The 16,170-nt window shown below is 71.0% G+C and carries 13 protein-coding genes; 5 read left to right on the top strand and 8 right to left on the bottom strand.

What is annotated here, in order from left to right; all coding sequences use genetic code 11:
* Positions 1 to 263 precede the first annotated feature (263 nt).
* Positions 264 to 1,634 (top strand): hypothetical protein, encoded by a 1,371-nt coding sequence (locus WME98_RS12470; protein WP_437951528.1) that lies wholly within the window; start codon positions 264 to 266, stop codon positions 1,632 to 1,634.
* Positions 1,635 to 1,855: 221 nt separating this feature from the next.
* Positions 1,856 to 2,578, top strand: a complete 723-nt coding sequence (locus WME98_RS12465; protein ID WP_437951527.1) for a hypothetical protein — start codon at positions 1,856 to 1,858, stop codon at positions 2,576 to 2,578.
* Positions 2,579 to 2,606: 28 nt separating this feature from the next.
* On the opposite strand, the gene WME98_RS12460 is transcribed toward WME98_RS12465, so the two are convergent.
* From WME98_RS12460 to WME98_RS12445, 4 genes are all read right to left on the bottom strand, one after another.
* A complete protein-coding gene (locus WME98_RS12460) occupies positions 2,607 to 2,693 on the bottom strand; it encodes a hypothetical protein (protein ID WP_437953975.1) in 87 nt (28 codons plus the stop codon).
* An 88-nt stretch (positions 2,694 to 2,781) separates the two neighbouring features.
* The gene (locus WME98_RS12455; RefSeq protein ID WP_437951526.1) at positions 2,782 to 3,726 is read right to left on the bottom strand and encodes a hypothetical protein; all 945 of its coding nucleotides are present in this window, start codon (positions 3,724 to 3,726) and stop codon (positions 2,782 to 2,784) included.
* A gap of 868 nt (positions 3,727 to 4,594) precedes the next feature.
* The gene (locus WME98_RS12450; RefSeq protein ID WP_437951525.1) at positions 4,595 to 5,470 is read right to left on the bottom strand and encodes an MBL fold metallo-hydrolase; all 876 of its coding nucleotides are present in this window, start codon (positions 5,468 to 5,470) and stop codon (positions 4,595 to 4,597) included.
* Positions 5,467 to 6,651, bottom strand: coding sequence for a thiolase family protein (locus WME98_RS12445; protein ID WP_437951524.1), 1,185 nt, complete (start codon positions 6,649 to 6,651; stop codon positions 5,467 to 5,469). Before WME98_RS12445 ends, WME98_RS12450 begins: the two co-directional genes overlap by 4 nt.
* Positions 6,652 to 6,913: 262 nt before the next feature.
* Here WME98_RS12445 and WME98_RS12440 point away from each other — a divergent pair, with 262 nt between their 5' ends.
* The 3 genes from WME98_RS12440 to WME98_RS12430 all read left to right on the top strand — a co-directional run bounded on the left by WME98_RS12440 (position 6,914) and on the right by WME98_RS12430 (position 11,037).
* Positions 6,914 to 7,777: a DUF2515 family protein gene (locus WME98_RS12440; RefSeq protein ID WP_437951523.1), complete on the top strand. Its 864-nt coding sequence runs from the start codon at positions 6,914 to 6,916 to the stop codon at positions 7,775 to 7,777.
* Positions 7,778 to 7,949: 172 nt separating this feature from the next.
* Positions 7,950 to 8,537: a peroxiredoxin gene (locus tag WME98_RS12435; RefSeq protein ID WP_437951522.1), complete on the top strand. Its 588-nt coding sequence runs from the start codon at positions 7,950 to 7,952 to the stop codon at positions 8,535 to 8,537.
* Between the two features lie 373 nt (positions 8,538 to 8,910).
* Positions 8,911 to 11,037, top strand: a complete 2,127-nt coding sequence (locus WME98_RS12430; protein ID WP_437951521.1) for a glycosyl hydrolase — start codon at positions 8,911 to 8,913, stop codon at positions 11,035 to 11,037.
* 39 nt (positions 11,038 to 11,076) lie between these two features.
* Here WME98_RS12430 and WME98_RS12425 read toward each other — a convergent pair whose 3' ends face one another.
* The 4 genes from WME98_RS12425 to WME98_RS12410 are packed head-to-tail and all read right to left on the bottom strand — an operon-like array spanning position 11,077 to position 16,026.
* Positions 11,077 to 12,822 (bottom strand): class II glutamine amidotransferase, encoded by a 1,746-nt coding sequence (locus WME98_RS12425; protein ID WP_437951520.1) that lies wholly within the window; start codon positions 12,820 to 12,822, stop codon positions 11,077 to 11,079.
* A 21-nt stretch (positions 12,823 to 12,843) separates the two neighbouring features.
* Complete coding sequence (locus WME98_RS12420; protein WP_437333515.1) at positions 12,844 to 13,878, bottom strand: alpha-E domain-containing protein; 1,035 nt, start codon at positions 13,876 to 13,878, stop codon at positions 12,844 to 12,846.
* Complete coding sequence (locus WME98_RS12415; protein ID WP_437951519.1) at positions 13,875 to 15,503, bottom strand: circularly permuted type 2 ATP-grasp protein; 1,629 nt, start codon at positions 15,501 to 15,503, stop codon at positions 13,875 to 13,877. Before WME98_RS12415 ends, WME98_RS12420 begins: the two co-directional genes overlap by 4 nt.
* Before the next feature lie 55 nt (positions 15,504 to 15,558).
* Positions 15,559 to 16,026 carry a response regulator gene (locus tag WME98_RS12410; RefSeq protein ID WP_020740151.1) on the bottom strand — a complete coding sequence of 156 codons (468 nt, stop codon included), beginning with the start codon at positions 16,024 to 16,026 and terminating at the stop codon, positions 15,559 to 15,561.
* Positions 16,027 to 16,170: the final 144 nt, after the last annotated feature.

Here is a 16,170-nt window from a genome sequence, read left to right as displayed (position 1 = left end):
ACCGCAGGCGCGCCCCGGATGCGAGTCGCCGCGCTCTCCGTCCCGCCCGAGGCCCCGCCCACCGGGGTCCCGCGCTCCGGAGTCGCGGCCGCGTCTCCTCGTACACGCCAAGATCGCCTTCAAGTTTCGCTTGCATCTTCGCCCGACACTCCCGGACCACCTTATTTACGACCGCACGCCTCGCCCGGCTTGGCTCTGGCGCCTCGCACCTCCGCTGGGCCCGCGATGCCACCGCTCGCTTCCTGGACGACGCCGCCGGGTTCTTGGACGAGGCGGAGCGGTTCCTGGACGAGGCGGAGCGGTTCCTGGACGAGGCGGAGCGGTTCCTGGACGAGGCGGAGCGGTTCCTGGACGAGGCGGAGCGGTTCCTGGACGCGGCGGAGCGGTTCCTGGACGCGGCAGATCGGTTCCTGGACGAGGCGGAGCGGTTCCTGGACGAGGCGGAGCGGTTCCTGGACGAGGCGGAGCGGTTCCTGGACGCGGCAGATCGGTTCCTGGACGCGGCAGATCGGTTCCTGGACGCGGCGGAGCGGTTCCTGGACGCGGCAGATCGGTTCCTGGACGAGGCAGATCGGTTCCTGGACGAGGCGGAGCGGTTCCTGGACGGGGCAGAGCGGTTCCTGGACACCATCGCTGGATTCCTTCATCGCTCCTTCACATCATCCCCTCATCACGCTCGCCAACTTCTTGCTTTGCCCGCGCCACCCCGTCTCGACCTCTTGTCGCTCCTCGCGGACGTCGTTAACCGAGGAACGCTCGGGGAGAACGTCATTCCCCATGAACAACCCCACTCGGTACATCAGGAGATTCCGATGCCCAAAGCCAAGACCGATCTGGACCTGTGGATGAACGAGGCGCTCGCCGCTCCGGGAGACGGCGAGCTCTCCCTCTCCGTGCCGCTTCACGTGCTGTTCGGCGAGGCGGTCGACGTCGCGAGGTTCCACAAGGCCTACTGGAAGCCGGAGGTGAAGGACGGAAAGGTGGTGCGCCGCGGCCTCGAAATGGCGGCGAGCAAGAAGAAGAACGCAAACGCCCTGACCGCGAAGACCAGCGAGGAGATCCTCTCGCTCCAGCGCGCCGCCGTGGAGGCGGGCACGCGCTACCTGCTCGCCGTGGACCCGAAGAAGGCGAGCCCCTTCGAGCGCGGACAGGTCGTCCTCGACGAGATCACCGCGACGCTCGAATGGCTGTTCGACGACGGCGTCGAGGACGAGAACGACAGGAGACTCGCCAAGCTCGGACAGGCCCACGCGGACGACCCCGCCACCGCCGACGCGCTCGCGCTGGCCCTCGACGACTACGCCGCCCTCGCGGCGCCCCACCGCGAGGCGATGGACGGCCTCGGCGGGTTCGACGCGGCCATGCTCGATGAGGCCAAGGACCTCGCGGCCGCGCTCCGGGCGCACGTCACCCAGAGCGCCGGGCTCGGTGAAAAGGCGCGCGACGCGCTCGTCCTCCGCAACAAGGTGATCGGGCTCCTGAACACGCGGATATCGACGGTGCGCGCGGCGGCGCGGTTCGTGTTCCGGGACCGGCCGGACATCGTGCGCGAGTCGACGAGCGCCTACGAGCGGCGGCGCCGGGCCGAGGCCAAGCGCCGCGCGACGAAGGCCGACGCGCCCGTGCCCCTGTGAGCCCGACCTGAGCCGCCGGTACGCCGCCTCGTCCCGCGCGCGCCCAGCGGCGTTAGCGATGTGACGGTCCCGCCGAGAATCGCATAATTTCCTGTACTTCCGTGCTGGTGCCTCTCTTGCTTGCGCCTCGATCTCGGCGGGCGAGCACCCGCGAGCATGGCGTGCTCGCCGGAAACGACGTGGGTCGTCCACCCACGCTGCGTGGAGAGCGAGGAGCACCAATGAAAATATCCGCAATGGTTTCCACCCTCGTCGCGGTGTCCCTGTGCGCCGGGGTGGCGTTCGCCGAGGGCAGCCGCGCTCCGCGCGAGCCGCGGCACCTCCAGGTCCTCAGGTCGCGCGGCGACCTGGTCGATCGGGTCTATCACCACCGCGCGCCGCGGGAGCAGGCCGCCGGGCGGCACGCGCGCGCCGAGCGCCCCGAGCCGGTCCGCGTCGCCCGCGGGCACGCGCAGGAGCGGATCCGCTGCTCGGACACCGGCGTGGACTGCCCCTCCCGCGCGGCGATCCACAGGAGCCGCGCGGAGGCGCGCGCCGATGCGGCGGGGCGCAGGGCGGCGCAGCCGTCGCCGCTCAGGAGCAAGGCCGAGTCGCGCATGCGCTGCAGCGACGCGGGGGAGTGCACCGCCTCGAGCGCCGGGGCGCGCCGCGCGTGGGCCGGTCGGTCGGCCGGGGCGCCGGCCGCGCAGGGGAAGGAGCGCGCGGCCGCGCCGCGGGACGCCGCGCAGCGGCAGAGCCCCCGCATGGCCTGCAACGAGGGCGAGGAGTGCGCCATGTCGAGCAAGGAGGCCGCGAAGTTCTGGGCCGCCCAGTCCATCAAGGCGGGCACCAAGTCCCCGAGCCAGATCGCCTCGGAGCGCTCCGAGCGGGCGCGCCGGGTCGCCGAGCGGCAGCGCGAGCGCGACGCCCAGCGCGCGACGAGGGACGCCGCCGCCGCGAAGTGAGCCCTCCGTCAGGCCGCGCGGCCGGGCGTCATGCCCGCGCCGCCCGCCTGGCGTCATGGCCCGCCGCCGGCCGCCATCGGCCGTCGCGGCGCACGGCCCGCCCCTCGCGCTCCAGCTTGATCAGGTGCGCTTCGAGCGCTCAGCCGCGCGATCGGCCAGACGAGGGGCGCCGTGTCCGCGCGCGAGCGTTCGCCCCTCGAAGATCACTTCGCGCACGTATAAGCGCCATCCGCGCCGTTCTTGGCGACAATCGTCCACTGCGTGCTAGGCGCCACGGGCTGGTGGATCAGGACGCCATCGGTGTAGCTGTCGTGATTGAGCGGGCCGACGATGAGGGTGAGACCGCACGCCTTGGTACCCGTGCCCGAGGTGATCGTCGCGGTGGTCGTCTGCCCTGCACTAGAAACCACATCACCCGAGTTGAACACTGTTCCTTCGGGGAAGTCGACGCACGTGGCGTCGATCCCCGGCGTCGATCCGTCGACGTCGCTCGAGAAGAGGTAGCCTTCGAGATACCATCCAGCCGTCGGATGAGTGAAGTCAGCCGCATACTCTTGCACGCGGGCGAAGTTCCAGCTGTGATCCCACGCACCCTCAACGCCGCTGAGGCCGCTGATGAAGCATCGCCGGCGGCCGTTGGGATCCGAATCGGCGATCTTGACGGGTCCTGGCATGCCATTGTAGTCGTTGACGTTGGCTTCCCAGTGCGCGGTCTGCACGTTCGTGGTGGTGGGGAAACACGTGGCATGGGCGGCAAGATCGTTGCCGAGGCCGTACGGTGGGTTAACGCGGTCAACGGAGCCTTGGTGCACGACGAGCCAGTTTTTTCCTCCGCTTCTCTTCACGGCGGCCACCGTCTCTTCGTCGTGCAGATACCACTGGAAACCCCTGCTGAGGTTCCCTGCGACGCCGCTGAGGACGCAGGTGCCAGCGGATGTCAGCCCCATGTCCACATTCGCATCGTTTGACGTGCCCCAGAAACCATACCCGGTCAGCGCGTCTGCGGCCTCGCCCACCATCTCCCCCGCCTCCGCGTCGCTCCCTGGGGCAGCGACGCACCCGAGAGAGAGCGCACCCAGGAGCAACGCGGAGCTGGCACAGACAAGGCGACGGAGGATCGAAGCGGTCAGGATGGAATTGGTCTTCATTGTATTTGTCTCATGGTTCGGACATTGGAGATGGAAGCGCGCGCCGAGCTCGACGGATGGCGTGGCCCTCGCTTGGGGCGGGCTCCGTCGTGGCGCTGGTCTGCCGAGCTCGCCGCGCTCGGCCGCGCACGCCCTCACGTTCAGCGTACGTGCCTTGTCGGTCATCGGGTGGACAGCCCCCGGCATCGTCGGCGCACCCTTGTGCCCTGCTACCTAGTGAAGCCGAGATGCTGTCTTGCCAGCCGCGGACCCGCGAGGCAGCGCCCCTGGTGCAGCGAGCATGCCAGATCGGACCCGCTCACGTTCATGCACCCGCTGCGGCGCCGAGCTGGGCTCTCGTCGCGCCGAGACGCCGTGAATGCAGCCAAGGCGAGCCACCTCCATCGCGCGCCGTCCAGGATCGCGGCGCCGTCCGTTGGTATGAGCTCGCAGATTTGCCGTCACAGCGCCATGGCACTGTGCCTGCGTGCCATGGCACCGTGCCTGCGTGCCATGGCGCTGTGCCTGCGTGTCATGGCACTGTGCCTGCGTGTCATGTCGCAGGGGATGGTCACGGCGCAGAGGCGGCATGTCGTGATGAAGGCGCTGCGTACCCCAAATTCGCCCCTGGTTCCGCGACGAACAGGGGCTCCTCGGGCCGGGCAGCTCGGCAAGACCTCCCGCGCAACCACTCCCGCGCAACCAGGGATGGGCTCAGGCGATGCGGTACTATCTCGATCGAAGAGGGCCAGCGTCGATATCGCTCTCTACACGGCGATATCCCATCTCTCTCGAGCGCAAGAGCCCTGGCCTGCCAGGCAGAGATCACCGGCATCGTACAGCAAGCGCGGCGACGGGCGGGACGAAGCGCGGGCTCCGCCGCTATGCGTCATGCGCGCGTCGCCCCAGCGCGCCGCCACCGGTCCTCGCGGCGCACGGCCCGCCCCTCGCGCTCCAGTTTGATCAGGTGAGCTTCGAGGCTCAGCCGCGCGAGCGGCCAGAGGAGGGGCGCCGTGTCCGCGTAGGCGACCGGCAGGAGCTCCTCGAGCGTCGCGCCGCCATCGCCGCCATCGCCGCCCGCGCCGGCCCCCTCGAGCGCCGCGGCCACCAGCTGCTCCCTCCCGAGCCGGTGCGCGATGTAGCGCCGGAACAGCGCCTCGGGCGCGTCGATCGGCTCGCCGTGCGCCGGCAGGGCGACCCGGGCGCCGAGCGCCGCGAGCCGCTCGAGCTGCGCGAGGTACTCCGCCATGTCGCCCTCCCGGGGATCGATGAGGATCGTCCCCACGCCGGCCACCATGTCGCCGCAGACCAGGACCCCCTCGGCCTCGTCGAGGAAGCAGAGGTGATCGGGGGCGTGCCCCGGCGTGTGGAGCACGCGCAGCGCCGTCGGCGCCGGCCCGTCGAGCCGCACCACCTCCCCGTCCGAGAGGCGGCGCGCGATCGCGACGCCCGGGAGGCGCGAGGCCGCCTCGGCGTGCGCCCAGATCGGCACCCCGAGCTCGGCCGCGAAGAAGCGCGCGCCCCCCACGTGGTCGGCGTGGTGGTGGGTCACCGCGATCGCCACGATCGACCGCCCCTGCGAGGCGAGGCCGCGCGCCCACGCGAGCCACGCGCGGCGCTCGTCCTCGTAGGGCGTGGCCGGCTCGACGAGCAGCACCTCGCGGCCGCCGAGGGCGTAGCTGTTCGTGTGGGTCGCCGGCGGCAGCGTCGGCGTGCGCGCGGCGAACGCCTCCGCGCCCGCCGCGATGGCCCGCGGCCGGATCACCGCTCCACGACGACCGCGAGCGCCTCGCCGCCGCCGATGCACAGCGTGGCGAGCCCGCGCTTCGCGCCCCGGTCCTTCATGGCGTAGAGCAGCGTCGTCAGGATGCGCGCCCCGCTCGCGCCGATCGGGTGGCCGAGCGCGACCGCGCCGCCGCGGACGTTGACCCGCTGGGCGTCGATCCCGGCGAGCTTGTTCACGGCGAGCGCCACCACCGCGAACGCCTCGTTCACCTCGTAGAGGTCGATCTGGTCCGTCGTCAGGCCGAGCTTCTTCGTGGTGTTCGCGATCGCCGCGGCCGGCGCCGTGGTGAACCACTCGGGCGCCTGCGCGGCGCCGCCGTAGCCGACGATCCGCGCGAGCGGCGTGAGCTTGTGCTCCTTCACGGCCCGCTCGCTCGCCAGGACGAGCGCGCTCGCGCCGTCGTTGATCGACGAGGCGTTGGCCGCGGTGATCGTCCCGTCCTTCTGGAAGGCGGGCTTCAGCGAGGCGAACTTCTCGGGCTTGCCGGCCGGCGGGCCCTCGTCGTCCTTCACGACCACCGCGTCGCCCTTCTTCTGCGGGACGGCGACGGGCGCGATCTCCGCGGCGAACAGCCCCTCGCGCTGCGCCGCGAGCGCCCGGCGGAAGCTCTCCTTCGCGTACTCGTCCTGCGCCTCGCGCGAGAAGCCGTGCTCCTTGGCGCACGCCTCGCCCGCCGTGCCCATGTGGAAGTTGCCGTACGGGTCCCAGAGGCCGTCGTGGATCATCCCGTCCACGAGCTTGCCGTCGCCCATGCGGTAGCCGGAGCGCGCCTGCGGGAGGTAGTAAGGCACGTTCGACATCGACTCCATGCCGCCGGCGACCACCACGTCCGCGTCGCCGAGCGCCACCGTCTTCGCGCCGAAGATGACCGCCTGGAGCCCCGAGCCGCACACCTTGCTCACCGTGGTGGCCGGGACCTTGCTCGGGATGCCGGCATAGATGGCGGCCTGCCGGGCCGGAGCCTGCCCGATGCCGGCGGACAGGACGTTGCCCAGGAAGACCTCCCCCACGGCATCGGGAGAGAGGCTCGCCCGCTCGAGGGCCGCCCGGATGGCGACCTCGCCCAGGCGGGGGGCGGGCAAGGGCGAGAGCGCTCCCTGAAACGCGCCGATCGGCGTCCGGGCCGCTGCGACGATGTACACGGGGACGGGTAGGGTCATGATCTCCTCCGGCGGCGCTGGTGTCGTCTCCTTCGACGACGCGCGATGACGCGGTCCGGCGCGTCGTGCGAATGTGCCTGTTGGTACCTCGGCGGCCCCGCTGCGGCAAGCCGGCCCAGGGCGCTCCTCCGCCGCGCCGCCCGGCGCCGTTCGCGTCGCCACATCTCGCCCTCGGCGCTCCCCGCCGGCCGGGCTCTCCCCTACACGGGAAACCCGGAAAGCCGCGGAGTCGACGTGGCCGGCCTCATGCAGAGCGCCCGGCATGGTCGAGACGGTGTGCTCGGAAGCGTCGGGCCGCGTCGGCACAGCGCGCCTCGCGGCGCTGCTCGACGAGCTCGACGCGCGAAACGTCGACAATGTGGCGCGCACGGAGAGCTACCTGGAGCTCTACGCGCTCACCCGCGCCCATCCGCCGGATCTGCCCTGGCTGCTCATGGCGCACCTCGTGTCGCGCAACGCGGGCGCCCTGATGACCGAGATCGCGGCGGCCCTGGACCGCGGCGACGGCGCGATCGCGCCGTCGGCGCTGCGGGAGAGCTTCCTGTTCCTGGAGCGCGCCAATCACCTCATCTTCTTCGACGCCTGGTATCATGTGCTCCACCACCTGCTCGGGCAGAGCGCCGAGCTCCCGCCGGGCCGGTGCTCGCAGTTCATCCGCGACGCGTGGGCCAGGCACGAGGCCGCGCGGCGGGCCGGCCAGCCGCACGGCGCGCTCGAGCGCGCCCTCGTGCGAGATCTCGTGACCAACGAGCAGAACGTCATCGAGCGCCGCGTCGTGCACCACCCCCGGTTCTCCAACGCGCGGGCGCTCCTCGCGCTCGCCGAGGCGCTGGGGCAGGAGACCCCGGTCGTGCTGCCGTGCGCGCGGGCGCCGATCCGGGTCGGCGGCTTCGCGTCCCTCGACCGGCGCATCGCCGCCGGGATGCGCATCTACGGCGCCATGGCGGACCGCGCCGCGCGCGACGCGATGTACGAGTGGGCGCGTCGGCACCCGCACGACGGCTCGTGGGCGCCGTGGGGCGGCCCGCCGCGGCCGCGGCTCCGGGAGGCGTGGCCCGCGCCCGCCGTGCGGGCGCTCTGGGACGGAATCCACGCTCCGCCGGAGCCGGATCCGGGCTGGCCCTGACGCCCGCGCCTCGGGGGCCGAGGCCTCGCCGACTCGCCGCCTCGGACCGGCCGCGGGCGCGGTCCCGGGGCAGCTCTGTGGTGCGCCGGCGACGCCGCGTGTATCGTGCCCGCCGCGGCGCCGGAGGGGGTCAGTCCTCCCTGCGCCCGATCAGACAAGGAGCGAGCGAGCGATGGTGAATGTAGGCGACCGTGCCCCGGATTTCTCCCTCGAAAGCGACAGCGGCAAGGAGGTTGGCCTCGCCGATTTCCCGGGCAAGACGGTCGTCCTCTACTTCTATCCGAAGGACGACACCCCGGGCTGCACGCGGGAGGCCCAGGCCTTCTCCGCCGGGCTCGACGCGTTCGCCGAGGCCGGCGCCGTCGTGCTCGGCGTCTCCCGCGACTCCGTCGATCGCCACCGGAAGTTCAGGGACAAATACGATCTCGGGGTGACGCTCCTCAGCGATCCGGACCTCGTCGCGCACAACGCCTACGGCGCCTACGGCGAAAAGACGATGTACGGCAAGAAGGTGACGGGCACGATCCGGAGCACGTTCATCATCGGTCCCGACCGCAAGGTGAAGCACGTCTTCAGCGGCGTGAAGGTCGACGGCCACGCCGACGCCGTGCTCGCGCTCGTGCGCGGCGGCGACGCGCACGAGGCGCCGCCCGCGCGCCGCGACGCCTCGAAGAGCGCAGCCGCGAAGAGCGCCGCCAAGGCGCCCGCGAAGAAGGCCGCCGCCAAGGCGCCCGCAAAGCCCGCTGCCAAGCCCCGGTGACGCGCCGCCCGACGCGGGCGGGGACACGAGGGCGGGGATGTGCGAAGAAATATCAACAAACTTGCTAGTTTACCGCCTTCATGCGAGCTCACCTCCTGGCGGGCGCGATCGCGACCGTCGGACAATGACGTAGCGATTCGCGGCCTGTGGGACGGCGATCGCCGGATTGATGAGGTCGCGACGGCTTCGCGCGCGGCGTCCGCCGAGCTCGCCAGGCTGGACGGGCCCGGCGCTTCGTGAAAGAATCTTGCTCCGTTGCTTGCAGATCGATGAAATTACCACGACACCAGGGCTCATCTCTCGATCCGCTTCACATCAGGTGGAGCGATGAGCGCTGGAGCGAGGGAGCAAGAGAATGATGTTGAAGCATCCGATGCTACGGACTTTCACGTTGCTGAGCTGCCTGTGCGCCATCGCCGCCTGCGGCGACGACGAGACCCCGCCGCCCCCGCCGACCAACAATGACGGCGGGGGAGGCGGCGGAGGGGGCGACGGCGGCGCCGGCGGCGTGATGGTCGAGACGTGGGAGCTCGATCGCGACAAGCCGCTGTCGAAGGTCGAGCCGGAGTTCGAGCAGTCGGCGCACGCGCTCGAGCCGATCGACGCCCTGTCCCGCCTGAAGGCCCCGCTCCCCACGAACGCCACCTGGATGAACTTCGTGCTCGGCGCGGGCGATCAGCGGATCAACGCCGCGCCGTACGACCTCAAGGCGCTCGGACAGGGGCTGTCGATCGCCCGGCCGGACGTCGCGGTGGCGAGCAAGGCTGTCACGACGGCGGACGTCTCGCACCTCGGCCTCAGCGCGCGCGAGGCCTTCTCCGGCCACGCGGTCACGTCGTCCGACCTGCTCTCGGTCACCGTGGAGTGGAAGGCGCAGGGCGGCACCATGACCGCGCCCATCGTCTACGGGATGCCCTATGTCACGACCACGTACGCCGGGCTCCGCCCCTCCGTGCGCGCCGGCGACGGCGTGGCGATCACCGCGGTGAACGGCGAGTCGACGAGCCCGACCGAGGTCACGGGCGATCGATTCGAGATCTCGCTCAACAACGGCCAGACGTGGGTCCTCTACGCGTTCCCCGAGATCACCCTCGAGTGGGACGCGCTCTCCATGGTGGCGCGCGCGCCGTACGAGGGCTCGCTCCGCCTCGCGCTCGTGCCGGGGCCGAACGCGGAGGCGGAGCTCGACAAGCACGCCGCCGCCATCCCGGTCGGCGGCGACGTCGAGGCGACGGTCACCGAGGACACCGCCTCGGTGCGCTTCGTCTGGAAGACGGAGGGCGAGGGCGATCTCCTGACCATGGCCCTGCCGCACCACCTGGAGCGGCTCGAGAAGGTGAAGGGCGCGGACATCGCGTACCCGACCGTGATCGGCGAGATGAAGGGCATCTCCGGGGCGAGCTGGGAGCTCGTGTACCCGCTCAGCACGATCGGCTGGGACTCGCCGCGCCGCGTCTCGGACGACTGGAGCGAGATCGTCGCGGACGCGCTCGAGGAGGAGCGGTCGTTCACCCCCGCTCAGGACGTCGCCGGCGTGGATCCCTATTTCGGGGGCAAGCAGATCGCGAAGCTCGCGCGCCTCGCGCAGATCGCCGAGTCGGTCGCGAAGGAGGACCTCGCCGAGGAGCTCAGGGCGCGGCTCAAGTCGCAGCTCAACCCGTGGCTCAACGGCGAGAACGAGAACCCCTTCGTCTACGACACGTCCTGGGGCGGCATCGTGACGACCAAGGGCCTGGAGAGCGAGACCGCCGACTTCGGCCAGGGGTATTACAACGATCACCACTTCCACTACGGCTACTTCCTCTATGCCGCGGCCGTCCTGGCGAAGTCCGACGCGGACTGGCGCGACGAGTACGCCGACAAGGTGCTCTGGCTCGTCCGCGACATCGCGAACCCGAGCGCGAAGGACCCGCATTTCACCCCGTTCCGCCACATGGATTGGTTCAGGGGGCACTCGTGGGCTTCGGGGCTGTTCCCGTTCGCGGACGGCCGCAACCAGGAGTCGACGTCCGAGGCCGTCAACGCCTGGTACAGCCTGAAGCTGCTCGGCGAGGCGCTCGATAACGACGACGTGAAGAACATCGGCCGGGTGCTCCTCGCCATGGAGACGGCCTCCGCGCAGACCTACTGGCAGATCACCTCGAACGGCACCGTCTACGACGTGCCCTTCAAGGAGAACGGCGCCGTCGGCGTCCTCTGGTCCACGAAGGCCGACTTCGGGACGTGGTTCGGGGAGAACCCGGAGTACGTCTATGGCATCCAGCTGCTCCCGATCACGCCGATCTCGGAGTCGCTGATCTCGAAGGCGTGGATCAGCTACGCGTGGCCGGCGATGGAGGCTGTCTCGAAGGGCGCGGAGGACCCGTGGAACGCCTTCCTCATCGCGGCGCACGCGACCATCGACAAGGAGGCGGCCTGGGAGGAGGCGCAGGAGCAGACCGCGCTCGACGACGGCCTCAGCCGGACGGCGCTCCTCTACTGGATCGCCACGCGGCCCTGAGCCGCGCTCTCCCCGAGCGGCCCTGAGCCGCGCTCTCCCTCAATCGATCGGCTCGACCCGCACGTCGACCTCGAGGCGCTCCGCACCACCCCCGACGAAGATGGTGCCCGAGGTCGGCGTCGCGTCCATGTAGTTGCGCCCGACGGCGACGCGGATGTGCTCGGTCTGGGTCAGGATCCCGTTCGTCGGGTCGAAGCCCTTCCAGCCGATCTCCGGCAGGTACACCTGCACCCAGGCGTGCGACGCCTCGCTCTGCCGGTGGTTCTCGTGCTTCGGCCCCGTGTAGATGTACCCGCACACGTAGCGCGACGGAACGCCGAGCAGCCGCGTCAGGCAGATGAACAGGTTCGTGAAATCCTGGCACACGCCGCGGCGGTTCGCGTACACGTCGAACGCCGTCGTGAACACGTTCGTCGCCCCCTGCTTGTACTCGTACTCCTGGAAGATCGACGCGTTCAGGTCGAGCAGCGTGTCGAGCAGGTCGTAGTCGTTCCGCTCGACGAACGTCATCGCGTACTCGATGAGCTCCGCGAGCTCGCTCTCCGCCAGCTCCGGCGGCAGGAGGAACGGCTGCAGGATCTGCCGCTGCCACGGCATCCACACGAGCGGGATCGTCGAGCGGGCGCGCAGCGGGCGGAAGCTCAGCGGATCGGTGTCGAGCAGCTCCACCCGCGACTTCGACTCGATGATGAGCTCCTTGAACGGCGTGTCGAGCAGCACCCGCCGCGCGCGGTTGCCGAAGACGTCGTCGTAATCGCGCTGCTGGCCCTCGACCGACAGGTTGATCTCGTTGTGGAGCAGCGCCTGCAGCCGGTCGTGCGCCGGCGTCAGCCGCAGGAGGTGCGTGCTGCGCTCGACCGCGGTCGCGTAGTGGTACGCCGTGCGGTGCACCACCTGGAAGCGGCGGATCGGCGCGTGCGTCGGGCGGCGGACCGGGCGCGACGAGAGCGGCGGCGCCGACGGCGACGGCCGACGGCCATCGGTGCGCGGGGTCGCCCTGGCCCGCAGCGCGCCCTGCCGCAGCACCACGAGGTGGCCCGGCGGGACGCGCGTCCAGGTCGCGGGCTGCGCCCCCGCGTGGACCTTGAGCTCCTCCGACGAGACGATGACGCCCTTGCGGCTCTTGACCCCCCGGCGGCTGAGATCGACCTCGAGGTCCTCGTCCCCGAACGCGAGCCGCTCGTACGGCGGCAGCACCTCCCACAGGAACGCGTCCCCCTCGCGATCGCGATCCGCGTAGACGACGAGGTCGCGGCCGTCGGCCAGCACCGACGTGAGCGGGCCGTGCTCGTTCATCTCGTCGAACCAGTCGCGCAGGACCGCCGGATCGATGTCGCCGAGGCTCCGGAGGCCCTCCGACGCCATCCAGCGGAGCAGCTCGCACAGGATGAGCTCCGTGTCCGTCGACCCCACCGGCTGGAAGAGCGACTTCGGATCGACCTCGATGCGGTCGACCAGGCTGCCGCTGTGCGCGAACAGCCAGTCGCGCCCGCCCCAGCTCCGGCTGAACGGCTGCGTGTTGGCGTCGTTGATGCTGCCCCACGTCGCCGTGCGGATGTGCAGCACGAGCAGCGACGACTCGAGGTGCTCCCACGCCTTCACGAGCTCGCTGCGGATGCTCCCCTGCGGCGGCGCCGGCTCCTTGAGCACCGTGGCGCTCGGCTCGCCGCCCGGGTAGTAGCCGATGCCCCAGCCGTCGGGCAGCTTGCCCCCGGGGCGCAGGCACGTGAGATCGAAGCACGGGGCGAGCTCGCCCTCGAACGACATCGCGAGGAGGTTCGGCATGGATACGTCGGCGGGTCTTGGCTACTGGCTCGTTCCGGAGGGACTGCTGTCGGGCGGCCCGTAACCGAGCAGCTCGCGACCGATACCGTCGCAGATCGTGGCTGTCTCGTCGACCACATGGGTGAGCGCCGCGTGGACCGCGAGCGGATCGAACGGCTCGCCCGCCCTGTCGGCGACCCACTGGTGCAGGAGGTGCAGCCGCGTGAGGCTCTCGCCCCCGGGCAGCGTCGCGCTCTCCGGCGGCCGGATCTCGCAGAGCCGGGCGAACGCCGCGTGCACGCAGTGCCGGATCGAGCGCGGGAAGCGGGGCTCGAAGAGGAGGAACTGTGCGACCGCCTGCGGGTTCACCTGACCCTGGTGCAGCTTCATGAACGGCTCGAACCCGGAGCAGGCGCGGAGGAGCGAGAGCCAGAGCGCCGTCTCCACCACCCGGTGGCGCCGGGGCGCGCCGCCCTGCCCCGCGCCGCTTCTGGCGGACGTCGGCTGCTCCACGGCGGTCAGGGCGTGATGGTGGACGTCGAGCGTGCGCGCGGTCTGCCCGACGCGCTCGATCAGCACGCCGAGCCAGATGAAGTCGAGCGGCGTGTCGTGGAGCATCGTGCTCTGGGTGAGCCCGAGGCAGAGCTGGGTGAGCTGCCGCACGCGCCGGTAGAAGGCGTAGCGGCTCGACCTGAACTCCTCCAGCGCCTGGTCGCTGTTCATCCAGAGGTGGAGCTCGTTGACGGTCTCCCACGCCTCGAGGCTGACGACCTCGCGGATCGACCGCGCGTTGTAGCGCGCCGCGGAGCTCGAGATGCGGAGGCTCGTCGGGTTGTCCTCGTCGAGGCTCATGTAGCGCTGCACGAGCTCGCCGTCGGCCGCGGCGTCCTCGCCGTGCACCTCGGCGAAGTGCGCCTTCTGCCCGGCCACGATGATGACCGGCAGCCAGCACTGCTGCGGCGAGAGCTCGGCGTCGAGCGCGAGGTTCTGCGTGACGGCGAGGATCCGGGCCACGCTCTCGGTCCGCTCGAGGTAGCGGCCGAACCAGAAACAGTGATCGGCGACGCGGGAGATCACGGGGCCTCCGTGGGGTCGGACGGGGGCGGCGCGCCGGACGCGCCGTTGCTCGCGGCCTCGGGCGCGGGGCCCGCGGCGCCGACCGACGGGGGCCGCTCCGCGCCGTCCCCCGGGCCCTTCAGGACCCAGGTGTCCTTCGAGCCCCCGCCCTGGCTGGAGTTGACGACGTACGAGCCGGCCACGAGGGCGACGCGCGTGAGCCCGCCCGGCAGCACCCACGGGCCGTCGCGGCCCGTCAGCACGTACGGGCGGAGGTCGAGCCGGCGCGGGACCGCGACCCTGGCGGCCGGGTCCCAGGTGGGGCTCGTCGACAGCTCGACCCGGTGCTGCGCGATGTAGCGGCGCGGCGTCGCCTCGATGCGCGCGCGGAACTCCTCGCGCTGCGCGGCGGTCGACTGCGGGCCCATGAGCATGCCGTAGCCGCCGGCCTCGTCGACCGCCTTGACGACCAGCTCGTGGAGGTGCTCGAGCACGTAGCGGCGATCGTCGTCGCGCATGCACAGGTAGGTGGGGACCTGCTCGAGGATCGGCTCCTCGCCGAGGTAGTAGCGGATCATCTCGGGCACGAAGGGGTACACGGCCTTGTCGTCGGCCACGCCGTTGCCGGGCGCGTTCGCGAGCGCGACGTTGCCGGCGGCGTAGGCGCGCATCAGGCCGCGCACGCCGAGCAGGCTGTCGGGGCGGAAGGCCTCGGGGTCGAGGAACGCCTCGTCGATGCGGCGGTAGATGACGTGGACCCGGCGCGGGCCGCGCGTCGTCCGGACGAAGACCTGGTCCTGATCGACGAAGAGGTCGGGCGCCTGGACGAGCTCGAGCCCCATCGTGCGCGCGAGGAAGCTGTGCTCGAAATACGCCGAGTTGTACGGCCCCGGCGTGAGCACGACCGCGCTCGTGCCGCTCGGGCTCACGGGCGACACCGAGCGCAGCGTCTCGGCGAGCCGGGCCGGGTAATGGTCGACCCGCTGGACGCGCCCCTTGTCGAGCAGGTGCGGCAGCACGCGCTTGCTGATGAGCCGGTTCTCCAGGACGTAGGACACGCCGGACGGGGTGCGGAGGTTGTCCTCGAGGACGCGGAAGGTCCCGGCCGGATCGCGGATGATGTCGACGCCCGCGATGTGGATGCGCACCCCGCCCGGGGGCCGCAGGCCGTGGACCTGCTTCAGGTACTGCCCCGAGCCGAGCACGAGGTCCCGGGGGACGCGCTCGTCCTTCAGGATGCGCTGGTCCCCGTAGACGTCGTCGAGGAACAGGCCGAGCGCGCGGACCCGCTGCTCGAGGCCGCGCTCCATGTGGGCCCAGTCGGCCGCGGAGAGCATCCGGGGGATGAGGCAGAGCGGGAAGATCTTCTCCGCGCCGCGCTGGTCCGCGTAGACCGAGAAGGTGACGCCCTGGTTGAGCAGGGCGAGCTCCGCGAGCTGCTGCGCGCGCGCGAACTCGCTCGGCGCGAACGCGCCGAGGAGCGTGGCAGTGCGCAGGAACTCGGGTCGTGGGGCGCCGTCTCGGCCAAACAGCTCGTCGTAGGCGCCGGGGAGGGGAGCGTAGCCGGCGAAGAGGCCGGCACCCGGGGTCTCTAACAACACTGAGGTGAAGCTACCGCTGGACGGCCCTCGAGGTCCATGGGCCATTTGCGGTTTCGATTGTTTCGATTGGATGAAGCGCGCGCTTCGTGAGCGGCGGAGGCTACTCGGCGCCGAGGATTTGGCGCTCCCGGCAGTGCGTGAGCTCGTCGACCGCGGCCAGGAAGGCGTCGTAGTCGATCGGCTTGGGGAGCACGCGAGCGACACCGAGGCTCGTCGCGTCATGTTTTGAAGACGCGGATGAAACAATGACTGGTATACGCGCCGTCTTCTCGTTGTGCCGGAGCGCCGTGAGCAGGCCCCAGCCGTCCATCACCGGCATCATGATGTCGACGACGAGCAGGTCCGGCGGCGCGATCTGGTCGAGCAGCGCCAGCGCCTCCTCCCCGTTCGAGGCGCAGCGCACCTCGTAGCCGCCCTCGCTCTCCAGGATCATGCTCACGACCTCCTGGATGCTGGGCTCATCGTCGACGACAACCACGAGCTTGGCGCGGCTGTTCGGCGCGCTCGAGCGTGTTCGTACCTCTGCGTTGCGCCGCACCGTCCGACCTCCGAGCGTATCGACCAGCATGCCCACTCTCCCCTGCGCGCTCTCCGGATCGAATTCCAGGGATGAACCAGAGTATCCCCCACGCCCCTGGTTCCGTCGCTGCGTGGAATCCAAGATTGAAAGCTCAGGAGACTCCCGAAACGGGCGGCGGACCTGCGCGTGGGC

Origin of the sequence: Sorangium sp. So ce296 (assembly GCF_051529605.1) — a bacterium.
GTDB classification, from domain to species: Bacteria; Myxococcota_A; Polyangia; order Polyangiales; family Polyangiaceae; genus Sorangium; species Sorangium cellulosum_D.
This window is presented reverse-complemented; position numbering and strand designations above follow the sequence as displayed.